The 18,497-nt window shown below is 42.4% G+C and carries 20 protein-coding genes; 8 read left to right on the top strand and 12 right to left on the bottom strand.

Translation table 11 applies throughout. From position 1 onward, the window contains the following. Positions 1-1,131 carry an FAD-dependent oxidoreductase gene (locus tag KYS23_RS07920; protein ID WP_159530197.1) on the top strand — a complete coding sequence of 377 codons (1,131 nt, stop codon included), beginning with the start codon at positions 1-3 and terminating at the stop codon, positions 1,129-1,131. 45 nt (positions 1,132-1,176) lie between these two features. Beyond that, entirely contained in the window at positions 1,177-1,761 is a 585-nt protein-coding gene (locus tag KYS23_RS07925; RefSeq protein WP_159530195.1) for a cupin domain-containing protein, read from the top strand. 200 nt (positions 1,762-1,961) lie between these two features. On the opposite strand, the gene KYS23_RS07930 is transcribed toward KYS23_RS07925, so the two are convergent. Next, complete coding sequence (locus KYS23_RS07930; protein WP_013661371.1) at positions 1,962-2,201, bottom strand: hypothetical protein; 240 nt, start codon at positions 2,199-2,201, stop codon at positions 1,962-1,964. Continuing rightward, positions 2,198-3,784: a phytoene desaturase family protein gene (locus KYS23_RS07935; RefSeq protein WP_218418349.1), complete on the bottom strand. Its 1,587-nt coding sequence runs from the start codon at positions 3,782-3,784 to the stop codon at positions 2,198-2,200. Before KYS23_RS07935 ends, KYS23_RS07930 begins: the two co-directional genes overlap by 4 nt. Positions 3,785-3,900: 116 nt before the next feature. Here KYS23_RS07935 and KYS23_RS07940 point away from each other — a divergent pair, with 116 nt between their 5' ends. Continuing rightward, positions 3,901-4,848 carry an AraC family transcriptional regulator gene (locus tag KYS23_RS07940; RefSeq protein ID WP_159530191.1) on the top strand — a complete coding sequence of 316 codons (948 nt, stop codon included), beginning with the start codon at positions 3,901-3,903 and terminating at the stop codon, positions 4,846-4,848. Between the two features lie 63 nt (positions 4,849-4,911). Here KYS23_RS07940 and KYS23_RS07945 read toward each other — a convergent pair whose 3' ends face one another. Further along, positions 4,912-5,250 carry a hypothetical protein gene (locus KYS23_RS07945; protein WP_159530189.1) on the bottom strand — a complete coding sequence of 113 codons (339 nt, stop codon included), beginning with the start codon at positions 5,248-5,250 and terminating at the stop codon, positions 4,912-4,914. A gap of 133 nt (positions 5,251-5,383) precedes the next feature. Here KYS23_RS07945 and KYS23_RS07950 point away from each other — a divergent pair, with 133 nt between their 5' ends. After that, entirely contained in the window at positions 5,384-5,740 is a 357-nt protein-coding gene (locus tag KYS23_RS07950; protein ID WP_159530187.1) for a hypothetical protein, read from the top strand. A gap of 184 nt (positions 5,741-5,924) precedes the next feature. Here the strand turns inward: KYS23_RS07950 and rluF are convergent, their stop codons facing one another. The 4 genes from rluF to KYS23_RS07970 form a co-directional block, all read right to left on the bottom strand. Then, a complete protein-coding gene (gene rluF, locus KYS23_RS07955) occupies positions 5,925-6,665 on the bottom strand; it encodes a 23S rRNA pseudouridine(2604) synthase RluF (RefSeq protein WP_159530185.1) in 741 nt (246 codons plus the stop codon). A 134-nt stretch (positions 6,666-6,799) separates the two neighbouring features. Further along, positions 6,800-7,042, bottom strand: coding sequence for an EF-hand domain-containing protein (locus KYS23_RS07960; RefSeq protein ID WP_013784036.1), 243 nt, complete (start codon positions 7,040-7,042; stop codon positions 6,800-6,802). A gap of 62 nt (positions 7,043-7,104) precedes the next feature. Further along, the gene (gene trhO / locus KYS23_RS07965) at positions 7,105-8,100 is read right to left on the bottom strand and encodes an oxygen-dependent tRNA uridine(34) hydroxylase TrhO (protein ID WP_126872299.1); all 996 of its coding nucleotides are present in this window, start codon (positions 8,098-8,100) and stop codon (positions 7,105-7,107) included. A gap of 84 nt (positions 8,101-8,184) precedes the next feature. Further along, positions 8,185-8,670: a VC2046/SO_2500 family protein gene (locus KYS23_RS07970; RefSeq protein WP_159530183.1), complete on the bottom strand. Its 486-nt coding sequence runs from the start codon at positions 8,668-8,670 to the stop codon at positions 8,185-8,187. Between the two features lie 192 nt (positions 8,671-8,862). On the opposite strand from KYS23_RS07970, the gene KYS23_RS07975 reads away from it, so the two are divergent. The 3 genes from KYS23_RS07975 (at position 8,863) to KYS23_RS07985 (ending at position 12,016) form a co-directional block, all read left to right on the top strand. Further along, on the top strand, positions 8,863-10,506 hold the full coding sequence (locus KYS23_RS07975; RefSeq protein WP_218418350.1) for a response regulator: 1,644 nt from the start codon (positions 8,863-8,865) through the stop codon (positions 10,504-10,506). After that, positions 10,506-10,835: a hypothetical protein gene (locus KYS23_RS07980; RefSeq protein WP_159530179.1), complete on the top strand. Its 330-nt coding sequence runs from the start codon at positions 10,506-10,508 to the stop codon at positions 10,833-10,835. Before KYS23_RS07975 ends, KYS23_RS07980 begins: the two co-directional genes overlap by 1 nt. Positions 10,836-11,020: 185 nt before the next feature. Next, positions 11,021-12,016, top strand: a complete 996-nt coding sequence (locus KYS23_RS07985) for an ATP-dependent 6-phosphofructokinase (protein WP_159530177.1) — start codon at positions 11,021-11,023, stop codon at positions 12,014-12,016. Positions 12,017-12,195: 179 nt separating this feature from the next. Here KYS23_RS07985 and KYS23_RS07990 read toward each other — a convergent pair whose 3' ends face one another. The 4 genes from KYS23_RS07990 to KYS23_RS08005 all read right to left on the bottom strand — a co-directional run bounded on the left by KYS23_RS07990 (position 12,196) and on the right by KYS23_RS08005 (position 15,502). Further along, a complete protein-coding gene (locus KYS23_RS07990) occupies positions 12,196-13,023 on the bottom strand; it encodes a LytR/AlgR family response regulator transcription factor (protein WP_218418351.1) in 828 nt (275 codons plus the stop codon). Next, a complete protein-coding gene (locus KYS23_RS07995; protein ID WP_159534487.1) occupies positions 13,020-14,099 on the bottom strand; it encodes a sensor histidine kinase in 1,080 nt (359 codons plus the stop codon). Before KYS23_RS07995 ends, KYS23_RS07990 begins: the two co-directional genes overlap by 4 nt. A gap of 119 nt (positions 14,100-14,218) precedes the next feature. Further along, positions 14,219-14,680: an Mpo1 family 2-hydroxy fatty acid dioxygenase gene (locus KYS23_RS08000; protein ID WP_013784028.1), complete on the bottom strand. Its 462-nt coding sequence runs from the start codon at positions 14,678-14,680 to the stop codon at positions 14,219-14,221. Between the two features lie 57 nt (positions 14,681-14,737). Then, positions 14,738-15,502, bottom strand: coding sequence for a PilZ domain-containing protein (locus KYS23_RS08005; RefSeq protein ID WP_246604329.1), 765 nt, complete (start codon positions 15,500-15,502; stop codon positions 14,738-14,740). A gap of 49 nt (positions 15,503-15,551) precedes the next feature. Between KYS23_RS08005 and KYS23_RS08010 the strand changes: the two genes are divergently transcribed. Then, complete coding sequence (locus tag KYS23_RS08010; RefSeq protein WP_218396500.1) at positions 15,552-17,336, top strand: M61 family metallopeptidase; 1,785 nt, start codon at positions 15,552-15,554, stop codon at positions 17,334-17,336. 173 nt (positions 17,337-17,509) lie between these two features. Here the strand turns inward: KYS23_RS08010 and KYS23_RS08015 are convergent, their stop codons facing one another. Continuing rightward, a complete protein-coding gene (locus tag KYS23_RS08015; protein WP_218396498.1) occupies positions 17,510-18,397 on the bottom strand; it encodes a M23 family metallopeptidase in 888 nt (295 codons plus the stop codon). Positions 18,398-18,497: the final 100 nt, after the last annotated feature.

Here is an 18,497-nt window from a genome sequence, read left to right on the forward strand (position 1 = left end):
ATGTCAGCGGTAAATAAAGTTTTGGTGATCGGTGGTGGTTTCTCGGGAATGGCCGCGGCAATCAGGCTATCTTACAACGGAATCGATGTCGACTTGGTCGAGATTGACCCAGATTGGTGTGAACTGGGTGCTGGTATTACTATTAATGGTGTCTCCATGCGAGCTTTAGAGATCCTCGGTCTTTATGAGGAAGTCGTTAAGCAAGGGTGTGTAACCGATACCATCGGCATGTATTTAAGTAATGGTCAGCTGTTAACCAATCTACCAACGCCAAGCCCAGTCGGTTCGAGCGTAGGCGGTTGTGGTGGTATTTTTAGACCGACCTTGGCACGCATTATGTCCAATGCAACACTTGAAGCAGGCGTTAACGTGCGTTTGGGTTGTACCTATAACAGCATTACTCAGGCAGAAAATGGGGCGGAAGTGACGTTCACTGATGGTACGACAGGACAATATGATCTCGTCATCGGTGCGGACGGTATTCACTCAAAATTACGCCAAGAATTTTTCCCAGAGGTGCCAAATCCTGAATATGTCGGTCAAGGTGTATGGCGTGCCATTATGCCTCGCCCAGAAGAAATTGACCGTGTTCATATGTGGTTGGGTCAACACCTAAAACTGGGGGTTAATCCTGTTTCTGATTCGCTCATGTATATGTTCATCACAGAAGATCGTCCAAACAAAGAACACATTGATAAATCTACCTGGCCAACACTGTTTGCCGAGTTAATGTCGGAATTTTCCGATCCCATTGTTCAAGCCTTGATTCCTCGTGCTTATGATGAACGAGCCAGTATTGACTACCGCCCTCTGATGAATATCTTAGTCAAAATGCCTTGGAACCGTGGTCACCTTGTTTTAATCGGTGATACCGTCGCCGCCACCACTCCTCACCTAGCCTCAGGCGCTGGTATTGGCATTGAAAGTGCCATCGTTTTAGCAGATGAGTTAGCCGGAAATGAGGATCTAGACAGCGCGTTTGTAAGATTCCACGAACGTCGTTGGGAACGCTGCAGAATGGTTGTTGAAAACTCGGCTCGCCTCTGTGACATCGAGATTCATGGTGGTGATAAAGAAGAACATTCCGCCATTATGCGTGAATCTTTAATCGCTCTGTCTCAACCTATTTAATGAACCTTCTTTTTTTAACCTGCTGTACTATAGGAGTGAAGCCGTATGACTCTTCCAACAACTCATCGTGTTATAACGGGTCATGATGAAGAGGGTAATGCCATTATTGTCGAAAATGGCCCAATACCCACTACGATGGATTTCGACGCCATTCCAGGGACAAAATTTCATGAGATATGGAACACTACGGAAACACCAAGCGTCATTAATTTTGATGAGCAAGACCCAACTTTAGGGCCAGTTGTTTTATCGCCGCCAAAGAATGGGACACGTATTCGTTTTGTCGATATCCCGCCAGATACAGAAGAGTTTTTAACTCAGGGTAAAGACAAAATGGAGGGGGTCTTTTCGAGCATTGGTAGTAGTGAATTTTCAACGGTAAAAGAAAATTCACCACACCCCCTAATGCACAGGACAGAATCCATCGATTACGGCATCGTCATAGAAGGAGAGCTGACCCTCATTGTGGACGATGGAGAGGCACAGCTAAAGCCTGGCAGTGTGGTCATACAACGAGGGACAAATCATGCTTGGGCGAATAAATCCAACAAGATGTGCCGAATTGTCTTTATCTTGGTTGATGCTTGTTATGAGGCGGAATTAGACAAGGCTTTAACCGCTAACAATTAGCGAATAATCAAAGTCTAAAAAGCCATTCCGTTGGAATGGCTTTTTTGTTATTAAACAGGATAAGTATTTGCAGTGACATTCCTGAAAATAACGGATTCTCAGGAAAATTGAATAGATGGCGAGCGTCCAAATTGAAACGTCCAACATTGAGAGTAGCAACATAAAACCATCGTTACTCTCACGACAGGACGTTTAATTGGTTACGATTTCGAACGACGAAATAAAATGGTCAGTACGAATAATATCGTTTTGAAATTAAGCAACTTAAGAGCAGCTCTGGCTTCTTCAGGCTTAAGTCGCGCTTTCATTGGCATCGATCCAAATATCTTTCCCGTTATGACCAGATCGTCACCATCTTGCTCCAGCGCTCGGATGGTCATCAGCTCCTTACCTTGACCATCGTATACCATCATCTGTTTTTTCTTGTCGGAACGGCTCATCGCACTTCCTCATTGAATACTTTATCGTAGTCAATACCAAGGTCGTCCATCATTTGAATGGCAGTTGCACGGCCTCCGCCTGTCACGCCACCACCTGGGTGCATAGCGGGGCCCACTAGATACAAGCTTTCTACTTCAGGGACTCGGAAATCGCCAAGGTCAGGGGTCGGTCTATGGCCCATACTTTGATAAAAGGGATTTGCCGCACCATGAATATCGCCATTCAGAAAGCTGTTCGGGCTATAACGTTGATGGTCCATTGGCGAACCAATATGACGCGCTATAATATTGTCATCGTCAATGCCGTCATAAAACTTACGATATTGTGCTAAAGCTTCATCAGCAATGGCTTCTTTGCTCTCATCCCACCCTTCTAATCCGCCTTCATGCAGTTTGGCAGGCACTAGATGTACACCGTAAAACACACCGCTGCCCGCCGGCGCTCTGGATGGATCTGTGTGAGTAACATCAAACCCACCAATCAAACGAGATGACGGTACTCCGCGTCGAATTTTATCAAACTCCATGCACATGTCGCGAACCGTATAAAAGTCCATCAGTTCTACCGCATGTGAGTGATACTCTTTGCCGACCTTCAGGCTCGCTTGCTTTTTCAAATTTAGGTGAATCATATTGACCGATATTTCAGTGGTCGTAACGCGCTTTGCACGCTTAACAACAGGCTCTGGAACCCCCTCAACGAACTTATCCAAAACGTGCGGATGGATTGCGCCAATCACGCCGTCTTTCGCCATAAAGGTTTCTCCGTTTGTTAGTTCAAGTCCTGTCGCTTTTCCAGAAGAGACGATGACGCGTGCCACTTCAGCATCACACCGCACTTCCCCACCATAATGCTCAATACATTTAACTAAGGATTCAGAAAGTTTTCCAGATCCACCTTTTGGGACACCACCACCATAGGTATGAAGCATGGCGTTAGACATGAAAGCCGCAATGCCTGTACCTAAATCGTCAGGATTAATCAAGGCTTCAGCGACGGCACGAAGCAAATGCAATTTAACCAGCTCATTTTCAAATGTTTCTTCGATTATGTCGCGAGCGCTACGCTGCATCATATCAAACATAAAACGTCCCTGTTCGGATTGATCCATCATGGCGACAAACGCACCTAATGGCGTTGGCGGAATAGCAAGTCCTGTCATCATCATGGGCAAAACTTTCTGCCCCGCTTGAACAAACTGTCGATACACTTCGGCATCACGAGGAGAAACTTTCGCAAACTCTTCACAGGTCCGATCAAGATCTTTCCATGAAACGAGAACAGTGCCATCATCCCACACACTCACGACACTGCGATCCATGTAGTCATAACTCAAACCAAACTTAGACTGCAAACCCAGTTCGTCATTTTGTATTAAAGGGTTCGCTAAAATCATAACGTGCGTTGCGGAATGCTCGTCATTAAAATAACCAGGGGTCATCAACTCTCTTGTTGTGACACCACCACCGTAAAAAGGCTGCCGCTCCAAGACAATTACTTTTTTGCCGGCTTTCGCCATGTAGGCAGCAGCAACCAAACCATTGTGGCCGGCGCCCATTACAACAACGTCATAATGACTCATCTCACTCACTCCTATTATTTTTTTTTATAGATTGGGTTATAGTCTATCCTTTCTGAAAAACACCAATAAGTGCGAAATACACCTTTTTTAGATCAAATCGTACATAAGGAAGGACTATGGACCTCTTAAGCGAAACGTTACTTTCCCTAAAAATAAAAAATATGTTGATCGGAACCTATCACTTAAGCGCCCCTTGGGGGTTTAGCTCACAGGGTTTTGACTACGGCTTCAGCTTTAATGTGATTGAAAACAGTTGCTGGATAACACCAGAGGGAGAAGATCCAATTGAACTTCACGCAGGCGATTCTTTTATCTTTCCCCGTGGTGGGCCTATGTCACTCAGTTCTGATCACCAAGTAGAGATTCATCCTGTGGCTGACGTCTGGAACTCAGATGAGGAACGCTTTATTGGGTTTGAGCAACATCCACCTGGTGCCTATTACGAAACTCATTGGGGAGGCAGTGGTGAAAAAACTCGCTTGCTGAGTTTAGTGTTTGAAATCGAGGAACAAAGCCGAAGTAGTTTATTCAATGCCTTGCCACATTTTTTAGTATTACGTAAACATGAATGCCAAGAGTTTCATTTGATTCGTTCTGCCCTCTACGCCATTGCTCAAGAAAAAACCAATATGCAACCGGGAGAATATGCGATTAGAAACCATATCAGTGAAGCGCTTTTAGTCAGCCAGTTACGCGCCCATGTCGCTCAAACACACTATTCATCGGGATTACTGGCCGCCATTAAAGACCCCTATTTGCAACCGCTATTAATTGCGTTACATAAAACGCCACAAAAAAAGTGGAGTGTGGAATTGATGGCCAAAGAAGCAGGATTGTCGCGGACAGCGTTCGCCAAACGATTTAACAACATACTAGATAACACGCCGATGAATTACTTACATCAACATCGAATGGAGCTGGCCGCAACCAAACTAAAAGAGACTCAAGCTAATGTTGAAACCATTGCTCAGGATTTGGGGTATGCGAATAGTCAGCACTTTAGAAAACACTTTTTACGCACTTATCAACAATCACCAAGTGCATACAGAAACTCATCGTCTTAAGGTGTTTCGTTCTTTTTAGCTGAACCCTTTTGTGCGAGGCGAAATAACGATACATAATCGTATTTACAAGACACTTTGCTCTTTTTTAAAAGTAGTGTTTTGGGTGTTAACTAGGCCCCATGCTAGGCAAGAAGTTTTACAGGAAGATATAATTTTAGGCTTGATTTGCGCACTGTTTGCTTTAGCTATTTCATATTGGCCGATGTTTATCATAACCCCCGCATCAACTGAACCTGCCGCAAGTTCGGTAGGCTTAGTGTTTATTAATGTTCCTTTATTTGGGTATTCTGCCACTCTATTAATCCCATCGTCCTTAGCTTTAGTAAACGCTAATTCTAGGAGGGCAACCTTCTTCTTTGGTAAGTTTGGTACTGTGTATGGGGTATTAATAGCTTTTTTCATTAGCCTATTTAGCCTATTTACCTTTCGGATTATACTTTTATTACTTTAATAATGCTGTTGGTTATCGAAGTTAATCTCACGAAAAAATAGTAAAAGCCATTTACTCAAATAATGGCTAATAGGGAAAAAACCAATGAGACAGTTTCTTTTTAGTTTGTCTATATCAACCTTGTTAGGTGCTGCTATTTTGTTTTTTTCACCCTATATTACCGGTGAGATTGAACCTTGGGACACAGAGACTTTTTATTACACTGGCGCACTACTATTAGCAGGATTTTTAGTGCTATTAGATAGGCATGTTTCTTATGAAAGCATTTTTATAGGCATTATGCTTGGGCAAGCTATTTATATGTTTACTTTTATGCCTGTAGATTCATTGGTTGGTATTGCTTTGGTTATTATGGCCTTCAAGAGCTTGTTGTCTTGTGTAGGTCTATTGTTAAAGTCAGCAATTATTGACATTCTGTATTTGATTAAAGGGAATACCTAACATCCTGTTATATATGATTTCCCCTTACCTACTCGCTGTTTTAAAGATAAACGTAATCGCCTGTCGAAGTTTGTATTTCCAAGGATTACTAGGCACTTCACACGGCGGAAAATTTGCTATTACAAAGCTAAGAAGGTGCCAGTAACTATTGTGTTTCTATACTGGCTCCCTCTATTAGCATCGCCTACCCTGCTGTTTTAGACGATTGTTGTACGGCGTTATTTAGCTGATTAAGCTCTTTTTCAGTAAGGTTTCGCCATTGGCCTGGCTTTAAGTTACCTAGCTCTAGATGCATAATGCGCGTGCGTTTCAACTTGGTAACTTCATAACCGAGGAACTCGCACATGCGACGGATTTGTCGGTTTAAGCCCTGGGTTAGAATTATTGAAAACTGAAACTTACCACGAGCATTTACCTTACACGGTTTAGTTAACGTTCCTAAAATGGGAACGCCTCTTGCCATTTTTTGTACAAAACGCTCACTGATGGGTTGGTTAACCGTAACTTCGTATTCTTTATCATGGGCATTTTCAGCGCGCAGAATTTTATTCACAATATCGCCATCACTGGTCAGAATAATCAGTCCTTCTGATGGCTTATCGAGTCTGCCTACTGGAAAGATTCTCTGTTTGTGCTTGATTGCATCGATGATATTGCCTTTCACATGACGCTCGGTAGTACAGGTAATGCCAATAGGCTTGTTGTATACCAAGTAAATGCGGTCTGATTTATCTTCGGCTACCGCTTTAACAAGCTTTCCATCAACCTTCACTTTATCGCCTTGCGCAACTTTGGTGCCCAGCTCAGGCAGCTTATCGTTAATGGTAACTCGATTTTGCTCAATTAATTTATCAGCTTCACGTCGTGAGCACAGCCCTGTATCACTGATATATTTATTAAGACGTTTTGTTACCTCAGAGCTCATGCTAAAAGTCCTTACCCTTTTTTCTAAACGACAACGTGAGTAAACCGTGCCGGTTGTATTCTCAACTTTATTACCGTTAATTTTACTATAAAAAAAGCGAGCTAAAAGCTCGCTTTTTTAACATTCAGTTAGTATTAATATTCCCACCAACACTCTTGCCACCACTCAAGGAATTCCTCAAAGTCGATATAGCCGTCGTTATTGCTGTCTATTAATTTAAAACCTTCCTGCACATGGCTGGCTTTTGTTTTTGGCGAAATAACGGTTAATAACTCGATAAACTCCGTTAAATCAATTTGACCATTACCATCTTGGTCGAAGAAGGTAAAATCTTTCTTTATTTCTTCAATTTTTTCGTCTGAAAGTTGAGCGGTCACGCGCTTTCCCTTTTTTTAGCAACTACATAGAGGGTGAGTGTAACGCCGTTATTGAGTAGTGTCTATGCCTGATTTTCTCTTGCTTTTAACGCGCGTTCACGTTGCAAACGGGCTTTTTCTTCACGCTTTTGTTCCATGGTGATTCGCGCCTCTGTACCCACGTGTTCTTGCTGTCTCATCTTCGCAAGATTAACTTGTTTTTCACGTTCACGAAAACGAGAAAGTTGATCTTCTGTATGGGTACCAAAACAATGCGGGCAGCTTACGCCAGACTCATACTTCTCACTTTGCATGTCTTCATCTGTAATCGGTAAGCGACAGGCATAACATTGATGATAATCACTTTTTTCAAGGTCGTGATTCACAGCCACACGATTATCAAATACAAAACAATCGCCTTCCCACAATGATTCTTCTTTTGGTACATCTTCTAAATATTGAAGAATACCGCCTTCCAGATGGTATACCTCGTCAAACCCCTGCTCTTTTAAATAGGCCGTAGATTTTTCACAGCGAATACCGCCGGTGCAAAACATGGCTACTTTTTTGTTTTTCTCTGGGCTTAATGTTTTAGCGACATATTCTGGAAACTCGCGAAAAGTCTCCGTTTTTGGATCGATAGCGTGCTTGAAAGTGCCGATTTCGATTTCATAGCCGTTACGGGTATCTATCACGGTGACGTCGGGATCGCTAATTAACGCGTTCCAGTCACTAGGTTTCACGTACGTACCTACGGTTTTACGCGGGTCGATACCTTCAACACCCATGGTGACGATTTCTTTTTTAAGCTTGACCTTGGTGCGATAAAAAGGCTGTTCTTCGTGAAGTGACTCTTTACAAGAGATAGGATTAATTCTCTCGTCGGCGTTAAGATATTGGAGTAACCCATCAATACCTTCTCGCGTGCCTGAAACGGTGCCATTAATGCCTTCGCTGGCAAGTAAAAGCGTACCTTTAATGCCATTAGATTCCATGGCAGTTAATAGTGGTTGACGCATGGCCTCAAAGTTTTCAAGCGCAACGAATTTGTACATCGCGCAAACGATATATTTAGACATAGTAATTTACCTTTGCTAGTTGGAACGTAAAACCAGTGCAAAAATGCGGCGCGCACTATATCAAACCAGTTTTAAAATTTCCAGTTAGGCAGCAAGAAAGGATTCAGACTGCTCAATAATGTCACTAAGCATTGTGTTGTCTTCATCAATAGAGGTGGAATAAGTAGCGGCAATGCGCTTTTGAGTGGCTAACGAACAGTTCGTAATAATATCTTGGCTAATTTTCTTTGCGTCATTGGTTTGTGCAAGAGGTACTGGGTGCATTTCATTGTGAAGACGTACTTCGTCAAACTGAAGTGATGTGGGCTCTTGTAGTGCTACTTGATGCGCTATTGTTTGAGACAATCGATTCATGTGCAACCAGTCTGAGTCACTCGCAAAAAGTGGGGTTTTGCGATAGAAATTAAGTGCTTCTAGCCGTTGCGTAATGTCATTAGTGGCTTCGTTTTCGCTAAGACTTTCTATCGATATCGTGTCGGCAAGCGCACTTTGTTGCATTGCCAAATACAAAGCAAAAAGCGTGGCATTACCCGCTGCTTTTGACAGGGTGCCGTTCCATTCCCATGCCATGCTGGGGTCTATGGATTTTAATTGATTTATATCGTTATCAGACACAAAAATAGGAAGATTTAAAATTCATACCTATGGTGTCGGCAAGATAATGTTTTTCTTAAGCTTATTCTTGCTCTAATCGTTATTTTAAACAATCATGTATAGAACCTCTCAAGTAGTTAAAGTGTCATGGTTATCATTGGATGAAAAATGAACTTTTCGAATAAGCAGGTGCTTATTGTTGAAGATCAACGCCCTTTTCTCTTACTGCTACGTGGATTATTGCAATCCATGGGCGCAAGTGACGTTGTCACCAAATCTTCTGCGGAAAAGGCTTTGTCTCTTTGTAAAAAACAAAAATTTGATATTGTTGTTTGCGATCTTCATTTAGGGGTAGACAAAAAAAACGGTTTCGAGCTTATTGAAGAGCTTAGAATAAAGCGTTTAATTAAGCCCACCACCGTATTTATATTAATTAGCGCTGATAGTGCGCGTCCTATAGTACTTGGCTCTATTGAACGACGCCCTGATGATTATCTTATTAAGCCTTTTTCGCAGGTACAACTTAAAACACGTATTACCCGCGCCTGGCAAAAACGACAATTTTTAGGGACAGTCTTGCAAGAGGTGGCCAATGAAAATATCAACAATGCCATCGATTTGTGTGAAGATCTTATTAGTGCGCCATCGCCCTATAAAGGCACGTGTGAGCAGTTGTTAGTTGAACTGTATTTGCGCCTGGAACAAAACGACAAAGCGTTGGACGTCCTTACGCCCTATTTAGAAGGAAAACCAATAATTTGGGCCAAAGTTGCATTGGCAAAAACCTATCTCGCCTTAGGTAATTACGATAAAGCCATTGGTATTGCCGAGGATATCGTTAAACGCAATCGTTTCAATGCAGAAGCACATGATGTATTGGCTAAAGCCAATGATGCAAAGAACCAAGGTGAAACTGCAATTACTGCGATTAAGCAGGCTATAAAGCTTTCGCCCTTTTCACTTCCTAGGCATTTTAGTGCATGTTCAATTGCCCGTAACCATAACGATTACATTTTAGCCTCTACTTCTAGTTTAGCCATTTGGGATCTATCTAAAAGAACCGTGCATCAAAACAGCCTGCATTGGTGTGGTTTTATTCGAAGCTTGCTTGATGTCGCTGAATATACCGACGACAAACGCACACGAAACCGCTATCAACAAGAGGCTTTACTTGCCCTACAACGAGGTAAGTTTGATGAAAATATATTACGTATAGACGAGGATTTTGATGTCAGTATTTTTGGCAGCATCATTAACGCACGTGTTAATGCTATTGATGGGAAAATGCTGGATGCCAAAAAGAACTTGGCGCAATCACAAGCTGCTATAGACGAAAAGTACACCACGCCACCAATCGCATTTATACCCGATAGCCTTAAAGTCATGTACGACCTTGGTGAATTTGAAGATGCACTGCAACTTCAAGACATTATTAAACAGCAGAATTTAGAATTCGATTCCAACAGTAACTTTTTATTACATTCAGAGTCTGCTAAAGCCCAACAAAATCTTACAAACTATCAGCAGTTTAACCGTGAAGGCATTCAGCTTTACCAACAAGGGCAGTATGAAAAAGCAAAAGACTCCTTTGCCCTTGCACAAGGTTTTTCGCCAGTAAATACCGGTGTAGCCCTTAATCTATTGCAATGCTTATTACAGATATTGAGTAAAAACCAAAAGCCAGACCCTGATTTATTCAGAGAATGCCGACGACTTTATAAACTTATTGATGACATGCCACTAAAGGCCCAACACGAAGAAAAATACACCACGCTTCGCAACGACTTAGACACCTTTATGGGGACAACATAATGACAATAACCCAATCAAAAAACATCTGTGCTCTTGCTAGCCTACTTTCAGCTTTAGCACTCAACGGATGCAGCCAAACACCACCTTGTGAAGACATTGTAGAAGTAAATCGCCAATTGCATGTATGCAAAAGTTTGTCGAAAATTATGAATGACAACCGCTACCCGCAGCAAGCTATGTCAGCGAAAAAACGTTATGAAAGTGAATGCGAGAACTTCAGATACTATCGCGATGATTACGACACTATTTGTAAAGGAGACCAACAAGCCATTGGAAAAAATACGAAAGCGGTGGTTAACAAGGAAAGTTTGCCCCCTAAAGATCACTAAGTAGATGGGTCTTTTTTAATACCCAGCTTTATTATGGAATGCCGTGCCTGCACCTTACAAACACGACTAGGTTTTATTGGCGGTGTGGTTTTGATTTAGCCATGTTACGGTATGGTGTAGCGCTTTGTTCGTAGTATCATCTATTTAATGAGGCGTTATCAAGTAGACGAGAAAAGGATATAAACATGTCGAAACGCGTTGCAGTGCTAACTTCAGGTGGTGATGCACCAGGAATGAATGCTTGTATTCGAGCTATTGTTATAGCCTGTGAGAGACAAGGGTTCACTCTGTTTGGTTATCAGCATGGATATAATGGCTTACTTGAGCAAGAGTACGAAATACTTGCGCCTCAAGCAACGCACAACCTCATACAACAAGGAGGTACCGTGCTGCACAGCGCCCGCTGTGAACCGTTCAAAACCGACGAAGGTGCAAAAACTGCGGCGACTAACCTTACTAAACTAGAGATTGATACCCTAATTGTGATTGGCGGCGACGGGTCTTTTAGAGGCGCTGATCACTTAGCAGATTTTTGGCACGGTCAAATTATTGGTATTCCCGGCACAATAGATAATGATGTTGCTGGCACTGATGCCACCATTGGTTATTACACCGCTATCGATACCGTTGTCTCATCAGTCGATAAAGTGAGAGACACCGCAGACGCTTTTGAACGCATTTTCATTGTAGAAGTGATGGGCAGACACGCCGGCTTTCTTGCATTAAATTCAGCCCTCGCCTCGGCAGCCGACTATGTTATTTTACCAGAAACGTTTAATCAATGTGACTTAGAACTAGACAAAATTACTGAGCAAATTGAGAAGAGAAGACAACGCAAAGGCGCAATTAGTTTTATCATAGTGGTAGCTGAAAATGTCTGGCCTGGTGGACTTAACGATTTGGCCGACAAACTGGTATATAAAACCCAGTCTGAAGTTCGCCCTGTTACGCTAGGACATGTACAGCGAGGGGGGTCACCGGTAAGTCAAGACAGGTTACTTGCTACTAAGTTAGGCACTTATGCGGTGAGTTTAGTGGGCAGTGACACCAATGGTATTATGGTAGGTGAACTCAATGGTACGCCTAGTGAAATTGCCTTAACGGAAACATGGGAGAAAGATAAACCCTTAAATCCTTCGAGCATGGAAACTATGCTTTCTATCATGAATGAACGATATTAAAAACGTTCATTACATGATAATAGGCGGCAAAAAAAGTTACGCATAACCAAATTTAATTTGTTAAATTAGTAAGTTAGCTATATTCCTTTACGCACATAAAAATGCCCGATTTCTCGGGCATTTTTAATCAGCTTTTTTTCACTACCAGCTGAAAGCTAACGCGCTCACGGCTTTTAGCTCTACATTTTCATAGCGGCTTTTACTTTGTCTCTATGACTTCGACTTACTTTTAGTTCGGTGTCATTTTGCAAAATAAGGTGATATTCACCACTAATATGACTTACCAACTTTTTCACGAAACGAATATTGGCGATAGCTGAACGGTGCACTCTAACAAACCATTGAGGGTTAAGCTCTTGCTCAAGCTCCTTCATGGTTTTACGCATAATGTGCATACCATCTAATGCGTGAACACACATATAATCACCCGCGGCATCTATCCACTGTATGTCTTGTACATTCACTCTGGTGACTTCAGAACCATCTTTGATGGCTAAAACATCTGGGTAAGGGTTGGTTTCTACCGGTTCACCATTAGCAAGCTTACGTAAAATTTCTTCACAATCGTCGCCAGTAAGTTCAGCCACTAAATTCACTAAGCGTTTAGACTGCTCATCTTGATGCTGTGTGGCGAAGTATTCTCTCACTTTCACTAAGGCATCTTTAAGGCGTTCGTCATCAGCTGGCTTTAATAAATAATCTAATGCATGTACATCGAATGCTTTAATCGCATAACTGTCATAAGCGGTGACAAACACGACCATTGGAATAGGCTGATTGAGCTCTCGCAGCTTATGAATAACCTGAAAACCATTTAGCCCAGGCATTTGAATATCAAGAAATACTAAATCAGGCCGAAGTTGTGAAATGCTACTTACCGCTTCTAGCCCATTTTGACACTCACCAAGTACCTGAATGTCGTCATGACGTTCTAGCCTAGCGCGAAGTCCACGGCGGGCGAGTGGTTCATCGTCTACCACTAAGGTTTTAATTACTTGCTTTGTCATGCGCATACATCCTTTACTTCATAGGGAATACGAATTCGAACCCGTACGCCCGACGGCTGATTATCTTCAATAGAAAATGCGAAATTGCGTTGATACAGTGAATGCAATCTCTCTTTAATATTTGCCAGTCCAACACCATTTTCACGGCTTAACTGACCATCTATAATGTCGGCACCGGGCCCATTATCAGCCACATCCATTAGCAAATCGTTTCCAAACGCTCGGGCTGTTATAGCAATTTGACCGCCGTTCTCCATTTTAGAGATGGCGTGCTTAACCGAATTTTCAATAATAGGCTGTAATATCATGCTAGGAACAAGTGCGTTTTCACATTCTTCATCGATATTCCAAACCACTTCTAGTCTGTCATCAAATCGCACTTTTTCAATCTCAAGATATAATCGCAAGGCTTTTATTTCTTGGCCTAAAGGTACTCGCTTAATGGGGTCGTTATCCAAAGAATAGCGTAAAAAGTCGCTCAAGCGAGAGACCATCGCTTCTGCAGTATCGTTTTCTTTTAGTAACACCAAGGTAGAAATAGCGTTTAACGTGTTGAACAAAAAGTGAGGATTGAGCTGATAGCGCAGCATCTTAATATGTGCCTGATGAGCCATGGTGCTGGCTTTAAGCGCATTTTGCTTTTCTTTTTGTAACATCTGGAAGTTTTTAATGCCGAAGTAAACGCCACTCCAACAGCCCACCATGATGAGCGAATTAATAGTATTGGTAAAATACATATACCACGCATCGGGCCGATATCCGTGCTTGTAAATTTCCCAATAGTTTATGTTTTTAACCACAGCCCACAATAACGCTATCAAGTAACAGGACGCTATCACTGTCAACAGCATGTTTAACGGCGACTGTTTTCTTGCCCAGCGATAAACGTATCGCAATGGAATAGTTAGCAACCAGCCAGCGTACGCATTGAGTAATATTATAAATACCCAAATTGGTCGTACATCGTGAAGAAACGAGCCAATATAATAAATGATGGCAAAACCTGCCCAGCCTGCGCTGTGCAAAGTCCAAAATAACCTTTCGTTACTTTCAATAACGCGCTGAAAGCGGCTCACATGTTTACCAGTGGTTGAATTGATTGATAGATTATACGCAAGGTAAGCCCCTTGCGGAGCATCTTGGTCGTACTTCATATGCGACTTGTCGCACGCTTTGCTAAGATTAGTGACTGCAACTAATAACTAATATTCAATCTCTTAAGCCAATGCATCCACCACCATGCAGGACCCACAAGTAAAAATTGAAGATCTTCTAAAAATGAGGGCTTTTTACCTTCAATTTTATGACCTATAAATTGCAGTATCCACATTACAATAAACAGTGATAGACAGAACAGCCAAACACTTACGCCATAGTAGGCAATCAAATTAATACCACCGAAACAAGCTATGGTAAGCAGTGTCATGGCCGCGCCAATTGGCCCAGACAATTTGAAATAATAAAATAGGATTGGAATGGCGATAATATGCGCCCACGTCACATTGAAATCGGCAATGAAATCGGGCACCGGTACGGCCCAAATAAGTCCTAAAGTGACAAAATAGATGCTGGGCACCGCAATGGCATGAATAAGCACATTGGTTTTATTTTGATGGCTTTCGTTATATTGCAGTAATAGCTTTTCAATCGTTCTCATAGCAAATTCCACTTATTGTTATAATAATTGTTTTATTTTTTTGTTGTGAACATCGTATTAACTAATTAGCGTATGGCCTGCTAACAGCGCATTGACGGCATCGTCGTCGCTATCGAATTTCAAGCCATAATAAACAAAGTCTGATTCTAGCTGGTTATTTTTAACAGTGGCATTCAACGTGGCCTCTTTACCATCAGTTGAATAAACTAATGCAATTTTAGTTTCATCAATCATGATTGGCCATTCAGGCTTAAGAGGTAAGGCTATGCGGCAGCCATCGTTAGAAATATCCACTATAATACCGGTCACATGTTCAGACTCAGGAAAAGCTTCACAGGAGACTTTAACCGCAATACCAGGCTGCGCTCGCTTATTGGCACGAAGGCCTATCGATTCGATTCGACGAGGAAAGCTGGTAATCAACAACCCTGAGGGCTTAGCCAGTAATTTGAGTACTTTTACTCTAAACGCTATGACCTGCCCGGCGTCACCTTCCAGTACAAAGCGTACAACAACGTCATTGCCCACCGTCAGTAAGTCTCTAACAACCATCCATTTTGCAGAAGTGGGGATCTGGAATATCATGCAAGTAGCCAGTTCCATTCCTACATAGGCGGTTTTTACCCGCTTGGGCGCCGTTGGCGTCGTAATTTGTAAATCTACCACTGTACCAGGCGGCAACGCACACAAATTATCGACGTCTTCTCGGTTAAGTTGGCTACTTACTGCATTATCTGTCATGTATTTAAGAACGTTCTTATTATACTTAATGTAAATGTAACCAATTTTGTGTCGGCTGACAAAACCTTCTCTATCAGGCATGATGTCGCCATATTCTTAAGATACAAATAATTTCTCTATAAAGGCCACTATGAATAGTCCTTCACTTCACTACCAACTGTCAATTTACTCATGGCAACAACATTTGTTTGATGTAACGCTAACTGTGCCACCTCACGATTCACAAACTTTATCATTAACGTTACCGTCTTGGATCCCAGGTAGCTACATGGTGAGAGACTTTGCCAAAAATATAGTGTCGTTAACAGCTATAAATACTGCCTCGGGCGAACCGATTGCATGCACTAAGTTAGATAAACAAACCTGGCAAGCCGATACCCGTGGTGACGAAGTCACTATTACTTATCGAGTACATGCCAACGACTTGTCAGTACGTTCGGCGTTTATTAACGACGAATATGCGTTTATTAATGGCACCAGTGCATTCCTAAGCGTTGAAGGCTTTGAACAACAACCATGTAAACTACAAATCATTAAACCTGCTGTGGCTAATTGGCGTGCCTATACCAGCATGCCAATGACTGAAGATATGCCTGATAGCTGGGAATATGAAGTTAAAGACTATGCTGAATTTATCGACCACCCTCTTTATATTGGGGTATGTAACTTCCATAGTTTTGAAGTGCAAGGCGTTACCTTCGAGTTGTTATTCTCCGGCAGAAATAACCTAGACATCGAGCGGATCGCAAATGATTTGACCCCAATCTGTAAGCACCATATGCAGTTATTTGGCGACCCGCAACCTATTAAACGTTATTTGTTTATGACCTTGTTGGCAGATACTGGCTTTGGTGGTTTAGAGCACCGTGATTCCACCGCCCTACTCTTTCCTCGTTTCGACCTTCCCATGGTGGGCGAAAGCGATACCAAAACCGACGGTTACATTACGTTTTTAAGTTTGTGCAGCCATGAACTTTTCCATACATGGCATGTTAAGCGAATTAAACCAGAGGTAATGGTTAAACCTGATTTGCAAAAAGAAACTTACACCAATCAACTTTGGATTTATGAAGGCTTTACCAGCTTTTATGACGACGTAACCTTAGCTCGCGCAGGCACTATCGGGCCACAAAAATATTTAGATATTGTGTCACAGAACATAACTCGTCTGCTTCAAAATACGGGTAGGTTTAAACAATCGGTAGCAGAAAGTAGCTTTGATGCATGGACAAAATTTTATAAGCAAGATGCCAGTGCTACCAACGCTATTGTCAGTTACTACACCAAGGGTGGCATTATTGCGTTCGGACTAGATTTGTTACTACGTGAAAAATCAAATAATGAAATTAACTTAGATTTGCTAATGCGTCATTTATGGGATCAGTACGGCCGAGACGAAAAAGGTACTCCCGACAATGTTATTGCCACGCTGTGTAAGCAAGATTTTAACATTGATATTTCTGACTATCTAGCCGATGTGGTATACGGTACGCAAGATGTGCCGTTAGAGAATTGGCTATCGAACATTGGCGTTGAATTACTCACCCGTAGCAAAGTATCTGCTGACGATAAAGGTGGAAAAACAAGCGCCGAAGGCATGAAAAGACAATTAGGTGCTAACTGTAAGCCAGCCCCGCTAGGGTTAACGGTTACTCAAGTCTTTGAAGGTTTAGCTGCTGCCGACGCAGGTATCATGGTTAACGATATCATTATTGCCGTAAATGGTTTTGTAGTTAACCAAGCGAAATTACAGCGTATATTAGATGCGACAAATACTGGCCAAGTTAGCCTTTCGCTTATTCGAGATGGCCGATTGATTACAGGCCATCTTGATATAAGAAACGCACGAGAAGATGTGTGCAACCTTTCAATTGTGGATGAGAGCAAATTTTCTGCATGGTTGGGGCTTAACTAACCATTTTTGATTATTCTTTGCTTATGTAGATTTACGCCCTTGTAGATTGGCACCTTTGCAGAATTGCATATACGTTGGGATACTAGTAGATATAAAAAAGGGCTACCGTATGGGTAGCCCTTTTAATTTTTAGGAGATGGCGGGAGCCGTTAGCCTTTTCAGGCGTTCTCGCTCTATTCTGGCGTTCCCGACACTACCGTCTGTGGATCGAGGCGCATTTTGCCCAAGTTGATTCGCCAATCTAGGTGTGGACCCGTTGCTCTACCCGTAGCGCCAATGGTGCCAATCTGCTCGCCTTGCGCAACCGTATCGCCAACTTTCACAGTGATAGAGTCTAAGTGAAGGAAAGTAGAAAAAACACCCATTCCATGATCAAGAATTAACGTGTTACCTGAATAATATAAATCTTCTGCCAAGGTTACTGTGCCTTCAACGGGCGCGGTAACCGGCGCGCCTGTTGGCCCACCTACATCAACGCCAAAGTGTGGCCACTTTGGCACACCATTTAATACACGCTGGCTTCCGTATACGCCGGTTATCGGCCCTTTTGCGGGCCACTCAAACCGCGTAAACAATGCGTCGGCATCGGTCACTTTACTTCGTGCAATAGATACATTGATGTTGTCTTGCCTAATTCTTTCAAGCACTGCTTTTGGCGGTGTCACCATCTTAGAATCAAGCCCGTCTATACGTTGAATGTTGTATTCACGTTTAGTAAGGGTAATATCCCGTGCTAATGTGGTGCCATCGGTAAGTTCAACTTTAAGCGTGTGAGAAAGGCTTGCATCACGGGGGAAACCAAACACGAATTTGCCTTCGCTATTTAGCGCTAATGTTTCTCCATCAAGGGTAACGTTAGCATCAGGGGCAACTTGCCCTCTTATCAAACTCCCTTGTGTTAGGGTGCCATTTAGCGTAATCCCGTCTTGCTGCGCGTGAATAGCAGTCAAGCTACTACCAATTAAGAGTAAGGCTGACAAGCCAGCGGAACGCGCTGCTATTTTAAGTGAGTTAAATACACTAGATTGGATAGGCTTTACACCCATAACCCTAGAACTCATTACCACTCCTTTTCGCACTTTCATCGCATTTATTTCGTATTTATACCGTTCTTGTATCGTGTGTCAGCCAATAGCCTATACCCGATTTTGCTTACCATAC

Origin of the sequence: Alteromonas lipotrueae, assembly GCF_019249255.1 — a bacterium.
Classification (GTDB): domain Bacteria; phylum Pseudomonadota; class Gammaproteobacteria; order Enterobacterales; family Alteromonadaceae; genus Alteromonas; species Alteromonas lipotrueae.